The sequence below is a fragment of the Desulfotomaculum sp. genome, from assembly GCA_003513005.1.
In the GTDB taxonomy this organism is placed as follows: domain Bacteria; phylum Bacillota; class Desulfotomaculia; order Desulfotomaculales; family Nap2-2B; genus 46-80.
On sequence record DOTD01000099.1, the window covers coordinates 1 to 8,627 of the forward strand.

Annotated in this window: 5 protein-coding genes and 1 tRNA gene; all 6 read right to left on the bottom strand. The window is 45.1% G+C overall.

Translation table 11 applies throughout. The features are described from left to right. Nucleotides 1-370 precede the first annotated feature (370 nt). The gene (locus DEH07_12420) at nt 371-1,378 is read right to left on the bottom strand and encodes an MBL fold metallo-hydrolase (protein HBY05281.1); all 1,008 of its coding nucleotides are present in this window, start codon (nt 1,376-1,378) and stop codon (nt 371-373) included. Nucleotides 1,379-1,725: 347 nt separating this feature from the next. After that, a complete protein-coding gene (locus tag DEH07_12425) occupies nt 1,726-5,769 on the bottom strand; it encodes a carbamoyl phosphate synthase large subunit (protein HBY05282.1) in 4,044 nt (1,347 codons plus the stop codon). After that, the gene (locus DEH07_12430) at nt 5,760-6,869 is read right to left on the bottom strand and encodes a carbamoyl phosphate synthase small subunit (protein ID HBY05283.1); all 1,110 of its coding nucleotides are present in this window, start codon (nt 6,867-6,869) and stop codon (nt 5,760-5,762) included. The genes DEH07_12425 and DEH07_12430 overlap by 10 nt, the downstream gene beginning before the upstream one ends. A gap of 379 nt (nt 6,870-7,248) precedes the next feature. Continuing rightward, a tRNA-Thr gene (locus tag DEH07_12435) sits at nt 7,249-7,323 on the bottom strand. Between the two features lie 69 nt (nt 7,324-7,392). Next, a complete protein-coding gene (locus DEH07_12440) occupies nt 7,393-7,944 on the bottom strand; it encodes a methylated-DNA--[protein]-cysteine S-methyltransferase (protein HBY05284.1) in 552 nt (183 codons plus the stop codon). Continuing rightward, nucleotides 7,941-8,618: a deoxyribose-phosphate aldolase gene (gene deoC, locus DEH07_12445; protein HBY05285.1), complete on the bottom strand. Its 678-nt coding sequence runs from the start codon at nt 8,616-8,618 to the stop codon at nt 7,941-7,943. The genes DEH07_12440 and deoC overlap by 4 nt, the downstream gene beginning before the upstream one ends. Nucleotides 8,619-8,627: the final 9 nt, after the last annotated feature.

Below are 8,627 nucleotides of genomic sequence, written 5' to 3' on the forward strand. Positions count from 1 at the left end.
AGAAAACACAGCATGGACAGCACCGAAGCTTTGGAAAAAGCAAAGAGATTCTTTTTGCTGATTGATTCTGCATATTCAAATAAGCAGATTGGAATTCCTACGATTATCTTAATAAAGAAATCGAAGCCCAAATGAGATTCTGAACAACAGTTAATTTCCAATTAGCAGAAAACCTGACTCTGTACCGTCTGTTTTATCGGGAAAACCTCACTGCGAGTAATTCGCAAAACGACAGCGGAGTATTTGAACTAAAATTCCTGAATGAGCGCTACCTGCTGTTTGAGAAAGCACCTGAGCCGTAACCAGTTTGAGGCTGGAACTTTCACAAGAAATCAGGCAGTTTGATTGCATCACAATTGCGGATGTCATTCTACATGTTTACAGAGGAGGCAGACGGAGCATGAGGTTTAATTGAAGATGCTTTTTTATCTAGTGTAATGCTCTTTCCATCGCTGGTGGCAATAATTGTACCGACTTCATCGGTGCGATAAATTTTAACACCTGCGCTGGACAGACGATCCAGTATCTGCTGAACTGGAAGGCCGTAGCTGTTACCCTTACCAACTGATATAACGGCGTATTCAGGTGAGACAGCTTTTAAAAACGCACTAGTAGTGGAATTATTACTTCCGTGTTGACTGACTTTTAGCAAAGTGGCTTTTAGATTATAGCCGGCTTTCAGCATCTCAGCCTCGGAGACATTTTCAGCATCACCGGTTAAAAGAAAAGAAGTATCACCATATGTAAGTTTTAGTACGGCGCTATAATTATTCATATCTTTGTATGAACTGCTGTTTGGCGCCAGGAATTTTGCTGTTAAATCAGGCAGATCCAGTTTTACACCGGATTTAACCTGCAGCTTTGCATTGCTGCTAGACTCGACGGCTTTTATTAAGTCACTATATGTTTTTTCGGTTGAAGTGACGTTTGGCATATAAAAAGAGGTTACAGGAAAGTTCTTAATAACATTATCAAGACCACCGATATGATCCTCATGTGGATGAGTGGCCACAACAGCATCTAACTTATTAATGCCCTGAGCCTTAATATATTTTACAACAGAGGGACCATCTTCGTTATCGCCGCCATCAATAAGAATAGATTTACCTGATGGTGACTGAATAAGAATACTGTCAGCCTGTCCTACATCAATAAAATGGACTTTAAGAGTACCATTTGTAACCGGACTTGAAACTTTTTTATCCGGGGCCGAGGATTGAATAGCAGTCTTGGTTTCAGTTGGTTTATTATCCTTACTTGTTTCAGAAGAAGGCCCGGCAATGGCGCCCCCAATTATAAGAACCACAAAAGCAGATACAAGAACAATATACCAGAACTTAATGCGAGCCTTGTTTTTAAAGAAGCTTACCGTGCACATTACTGCCGAAACTATAAAACCGGTTAAGCCTATTAAAATAAGAAAGACATCCAATCTAAAACCCCCTACTTATCAAAGAAGTCATTTAATTGCTGAGGATAAATATAGCCAGATAACGGCGGCAGCCGCTGCAACCATATTATTACAACCTTCGACAAAATTAAGAGTTAATCCTTGAAAAATATTTCGACAAAATCTGACTTTTGCAATTTTAAAGCGTATACCGGGAACATTTCAATTAAGAGGAGCTTTTGAGAAAGGTAAGTGCAAAACCATTGGCATTGACGGTATCCCGGGAGGGATTCAAAAAGCCTGACGATTTATCGGTATTCCAGTATTCTAGATAATTATATCTCCACTGTTCCTTTAAAAATTATTTCCGGCCTGCCGGTCATGAATACTGCCTCATCCGTATATTTAACCATCAGGGCGCCTCCTTTGAGTTTGACAGATATATACTGGTCTTTATTGCAGTAACCATTCAGTACTGCCGCCACTACACCGGCACAGGCACTGGTACCGGCCGACAGAGTTTCGCCGTTTCCTCGTTCCCAAACCCGCATTTTAAGTGTATTTTGGTCAATAACCGTTACGAAGTCAACATTCACTCTTTCAGGGAATAAAGGCGAATATTCAAAAGCCGGTCCTATTAAATCAATGTTGATACTCTCCAAGTTCTCGCTGAAGAGAACACAATGCGGATTTCCCATTGATACACAGGTTATATGATAACCTGTGCCGTCAATTGTTACAGACTGATTCACAATCTCCTGTCCGGGCAGTTTCACCGGGATCTTCTCAGGGTTAAGCTCAGCCGGTCCCATGTCCACACAGACTGAATCAACCTTATCATTTTGAATATAGAGTTTGAGTATTTTAATCCCGCTTGAGGTTTCTATGGAAATCCGGTCTTTAACTCTTATCTTGTTCTCATATATATACTTTCCTATACAGGTGAGCGCATTGCCGCTCATTTTTCCTTCGCTGCCGTCCAAATTAAACATCTGCATTTTGGCATCGGCCCGATCTGACGGACAGATCAGCACAATCCCATCACCGCCAATGCCGTAATGCCTGTCGGACAGATATACACTTAAGGATTCCGGGCTGACAATATTCTGCTGGAAACAATTAAAATAGATGTAATCGTTGCCGCAGGACTGCATTTTAGTAAAGTCAAGCTGGAGACGTTCATTCCTCATATGATTGATATCCACTAATTCGGTGCTGCTCTGGGAGTAACGGCTCTTGAGACTGCCGGCCAGGGCATCGGCGGTATCCAGTGAGGTCAGGCAAGGGATTGCCGTTTCAACTGCCTTTCGGCGTATTCTGAAACTGTCCCTGCTGGGCAGCCTGCCCTTGGAGGATGTGGAAATAATATAATTGACTTTACCGCTTTCCAAAAGGGTTTGGGTGTTATCATGATCTGATTCATGAATCTTCTTAACTGATCTAACCTGTAAACCGGAGCGTTCCAAAATTCTGGCCGTTCCAGCGGTAGCATAAAGCGTAAAACCTAACTCGGCGTATTTCCTGGCAATATCAACAATCTCCGGTTTATCACTGTCCCGTACGGTAATAAGGACTCCGCCCTGCTTCACCATCTTATATCCGGCTGCTACCAGGCCCTTATAAAGTGCTTCAGCCAGGGATTTTCCAATGCCCAGGACCTCACCAGTCGACTTCATCTCCGGACCAAGTTGCACATCTACGTCTGTGAGTTTTTCAAAGGAAAAGACAGGTACCTTGACTGCAACATAAGGAGGGGTTCTATATAATCCTGTGCCATAGCCCGTTTCTGTCAGTTTCCCGCCGAGCATTGCCCTGGTCGCCAGATCAACCATCGGCACCCCGGTAACTTTGCTGATATAGGGAATAGTCCGGGAGGAACGGGGATTGACTTCAATTACAAAGATTTCTCCAGCATGTATAATATACTGAATATTAACCAGTCCCTGGGTGTTCAAAGACAGGGCCAGCTTTTTTGAATAATCTATTACTTGTTCAATCAACTCTCCGCTCAAGTTCCAGGCAGGATAGACGGCGATCGAGTCACCGGAATGAATACCGGCCCTTTCAATATGCTCCATGATTCCGGGGATGAGGATATCCTCTCCGTCGCAGATAGCATCAACCTCTATTTCAATGCCCGTGAGATATTTATCAATTAAAACCGGGTTTTCAATGTTATGCTCCAGAATAATCTCCATGTATTCGAGGATATCATCATCACTAAAAGCAATAATCATATTTTGACCGCCAAGCACATAGGAAGGCCGCATCAAGACCGGATATTCCAGCTTATTGGCTGCTTGCAGCGCTTCGTCCGTGTTCATTACCGTATATCCCCGGGGACGTTTAATGGATAGCCCTTCCAGCAAGGAATCAAAACGTTCCCTGTCCTCGGCGGCATCGATGCTGTCAGCCGGTGTGCCCAGTATCCGGACTCCATGTGCTTCCAAGGACTTGGTCAGCTTGATGGCAGTCTGTCCGCCAAAGGCGACAACTACCCCGAAAGGCTGCTCAGTATTGATTATATTCAAAGCATCCTCGCTGGTCAGAGGTTCAAAATACAAGCGATCAGCAGTATCGAAGTCGGTAGATACGGTTTCCGGGTTGTTGTTAACGATTACTACTTCATAACCTGCTCTTTTCAGCGCCCACACACAATGCACGGAGGCATAATCAAATTCTATACCCTGGCCTATCCGGATAGGTCCGGAACCAAAGACAATAATGGTTTTTTTGCCGCTATTTCCGGCTTTGATAAACTGCTCGGCATCATTAACCTCATCATAGGTGGAATAAAAATAAGGGGTTTCGGCCTCAAATTCGGCAGCGCAAGTATCCACCATTTTATAAGAAGACCAGATCGGCTGCTCGATTTTGCAGCCGGAAAGACGTTCAATAACTTTATCTGGATACCCCAGAATTTTTGCCTTTTTATATAGTTCCCGGGTTAACTGCCCCGCTGCCAGATCCTTTTCCAGTTCTGCGAGATGAGCAAGTTTGTATAAAAACCACCGGTCAATCTTCGTAACTTCATGAATTGCTTCACAGGAGATACCCCTTTTAATTGCCTCAAATACTACGAAGAGGCGTTCATCGTCACACTCGGTGAGCATCTGTTCAATCTGTGCGTCAGTCAGTTCTTTAAGCTTGGGCAGGTTAAGACTGTCCAGAAAAATCTCTGCTCCCCTTACTGCTTTCATGATTGCCTGTTCGAAGCTTATTCCGATAGCCATTACCTCTCCCGTGGCTTTCATCTGGGTACCCAGTGTGCGCTTGGCATAAACAAATTTATCAAACGGCCACTTGGGGAGTTTGACTACTACATAATCCAGGGCTGGTTCAAAACAGGCACAGGTTTTCCCGGTTACTGCGTTCTTGATCTCATCGAGTGTATATCCAACCGCTATTTTGGCCGCCACTTTGGCAATCGGATACCCTGTAGCCTTTGAGGCTAAAGCTGATGAACGGGATACCCTTGGGTTAACCTCAATTACGGCATACTCGAAACTATCGGGATTTAAAGCAAACTGACAGTTGCATCCCCCTTCCACTTCCAGGGCCGTAATAATATTTAAGGCAGCCGATCGCAGCATCTGGTATTCCTTATCCGAAAGAGTTACTGCGGGAGCTATAACAATGCTGTCACCAGTATGCACACCCATAGGGTCAAAATTCTCCATGCTGCAGACTGTGATTACGTTGCCTGTCCGATCCCGCATTACTTCAAATTCTATCTCTTTCCACCCGGAGATACATTGTTCAATAAGGACCTGTGTAATGGGGGAAAGCCTGAGACCATTCTCAGCAATTTCCTGAAGATCCTTTTCATTGAAGGCAATACCGCCGCCTGTCCCGCCAAGCGTAAATGCCGGACGGACAATTACCGGATAGGAAATTTCTTCGGCAAAAGCCAGTGCAGCAGGGACATCATTCACTACTGTAGAAGGAACAACTGGCTCACCTATAGACTGCATTGTATCCTTAAACATCTGCCTGTCTTCAGCTTTGTCTATTGTTTCCGGATTAGCGCCCAGTAACCTGACACCTTGTTTTTCCAGGAACCCTTCTTTAGCCAACTGCATGGATAACGTCAGACCGGTTTGTCCGCCCAGCGTGGATAAGATGCTGTCCGGACGCTCCTTGATAATGATTCTTTTGACTGTTTCCAACGTCAAAGGTTCTATATAAATTTGGTCAGCCATAGCGTTGTCTGTCATAATCGTTGCCGGATTGGAGTTTACCAGAACTACTTCCAACCCCTCTTCTTTTAGTGCCCGGCATGCTTGCGTTCCCGCATAGTCAAATTCTGCAGCCTGTCCTATAACGATAGGTCCTGAGCCAATTACAAGTACCTTTTTTATATTCTGGTTTAGCGGCATTTCAAGCCCTCCTCCCGAATGAGGTCAATAAATCGATCGAATAAATAGTTGGTATCCAGGGGGCCTGCCGAAGCCTCCGGATGAAACTGAATCGTAAAGGCAGGCATATTTTGATATTCAATTCCTTCACAGGTTCCATCATTGGCATTCAGAAAACTTATTGAGGCCGAAGCTGGAAGACTATCGTTCACAACCGCGTAGCCATGGTTTTGGCTGGTAATGTATACTCTGCCTGTTTTTAAATCCTTCACAGGCTGGTTGGCGCCTCGATGCCCGTATTTAAGTTTGGCTGTTTTCGCTCCCTGCGCCAGAGCCAGCAGCTGATGGCCCAGGCAGATACCAAAGATCGGTATCCCTGAATCAGTAAGGTTGGCCAGTTCTTTAATAATCTCTTTATTGTCGGCAGGATCGCCCGGCCCGTTGGAAAGCATAATCCCATCCGGCTTTAAATCCACAATCTTTTCTGCTGCAATATGGGCGGGCACAGTGACAACCTCACAGCCCCGTCTGATCAACTCGCGGCGAATATTTTCCTTGGCCCCGAAATCCCACAACACAACTTTGTATCCTCCCGGCGCTCCTTTGGTTACTGAAATTTCCCTGGTACTGACTTTCTGAACAGCATCTGTTATTTTATAATTCTTAATTTCTGCCAGTATCTCATCAATGTCATCAATGTCATCAATGTCATCAACCGTTGCAGTAATTTTGGTATTCATAACCCCAAACTCTCTGATGATCTTGGTTAGTTCGCGGGTATCAATTCCGCAGACTCCTATGATATTATGTATCTTTAAAAAAGCGTCAAGCCCGCCCCTACTGCGGAAGTTGGATGGAAATTGACACCACTCCCGGACAATATAGGCTTTTAATTTGGGAGAAGAACTTTCAAAATCATCAGGGATAACGCCATAATTTCCTATTAAAGGAAACGTTTGAACCACAATCTGCCCATAATAGCTGGGGTCAGTTAATGTTTCCAAGTACCCGGTCATCCCGGTTGTAAATACAATTTCACCAACCGTCTCTCCATCTGCCCCAAAAGATTCTCCTTTAAAAACCTGCCCATTTTCCAGGACAATAAAGCTGCTTTGCGTCACTCTAACTTCACCTTCTATATATAAAATTTTCAACATTTGATAATCTGATTTACAGAAAAAATGCGTCTGGAAATATCTTGCCAAACGCCTCTTGTTTGTTGTGCGCATGTTTATCTTCGAAATAACGCTGTAATTATTTTAACTGCATATACGCGAAATTTCAATCCAATGAAATTTACATTACAAAGACAAAATTCGTTTCGGAATTTCTGAAGGGACGTAATCAAAGGTGAATAAATGAATAAAAACTCAACCGGCAATTATACCAGATCCAGATATGTCCTGCTATTTCTATATCTTATTGGTGTCCCTGGGCACTGAATAGCCGCCCGATATGTAAAGTAGCCTCCGTATAGATCTCCGGAGGCCTTGTTATTCCTGGAGCTGGTGGTCGGATTTGAACCGACGACCTGCGCATTACGAGTGCGCTGCTCTACCTCTGAGCCACACCAGCGTTTGTAAAAAATTATACCATAAGAGAAGCTGTCCGAACAATAGACTTACAATCGATATTCGCCTATTCTTACGATCTGACATTCGCTGATTCGAGATCCAGCAGTAATCTCTTGAAGTCTATCCTGTCACTGAAACCGCCCAGCTTTCCGTTGTGCATAATTACCCTGTGGCAGGGAATCACAACAGGTGTAAGATTTGAGCCGGCAGCATTACCGACCGCTCTGGCCGCTTTGGGATACCCTGCGGTGATTCCTACTTGGCTGTAGGAAAGTGTTTGGCTATATGGTATTGCCCGTATAGCATTTAAAACATGAAACTGGAAAGGTGTGCACCAGGACAGATCTATCGGAATGTCGAAATTTACGGGCAGCCTGTTGTAATAATCCAGGAGCAGTTTCTGAAAATACGGGGGCAGTTCATCTGCTTCCGCTTCGGAAATACCCGTAGAAAAAGCTGCATTCCTGTCTGCCCATTTGTACAGTCTCGCTGCCAATCTTGAAACAGCTTCAGCAGGGTTTTCATGAGGCAGTGTAAGCGCTGCCAAACCTATGTCAGTCCAGGCGCCGGCTACCCAGCCCAACGCAGTTTCGAAAATTTGAGTTTGAACAGGCGGCTTCATTGAGCAGCATCCATTTCTTTGATAATAGCAATTCCCGAACTTGTGCCCAGCCTCGTTGCCCCGGCTTCTACCAGAGCGATAGCCTGGGCAAGCGTCTTTATCCCCCCGGCAGCCTTGATGCCCATTTCCTGCCCAATCACGCTTTTCATCAGCGCAACGTCTTCCACAGTAGCGCCGGCGCTGCCGAACCCCGTGCTTGTCTTGACAAAGCGCGCGCCGGCATCCCGGGCGATGAGGCAGGCGGTCTTTTTCTCCTGGCTGCTTAGGTAGCAGGTCTCGATGATTACTTTCACATGTGCGTCTTTGCGGCAGGCCGATACGGCATCGGCAACAGCTTTTATTTCACCTTCAGCCTGCCTGTAAGATCCGCTTTTCAGCGCTCCCAGGTTGATGACCAGATCTACCCCGGAGCAGCCGTTTTGCACAGCTTCAACTGCCTCGCTGAGCTTAACCGGAGTCGTTGTTGCGCCTAATGGGAAGCCGATTACTGTGCAGATCCGTGTTTTTGTACCTGACAGTTCTGCCGAAGCTTTTTTAACCCAGCAAGGATTTACGCATACATACCCGAATCCGTATAATCTTGCTTCTTCACACAGCAGCAGGATGTCTCTTTCAGAGGCCGTCGCTTTCAGAAGAGTATGGTCGATGATTTCAGCCATTTGATTTCTTGTCAGATTCATCCG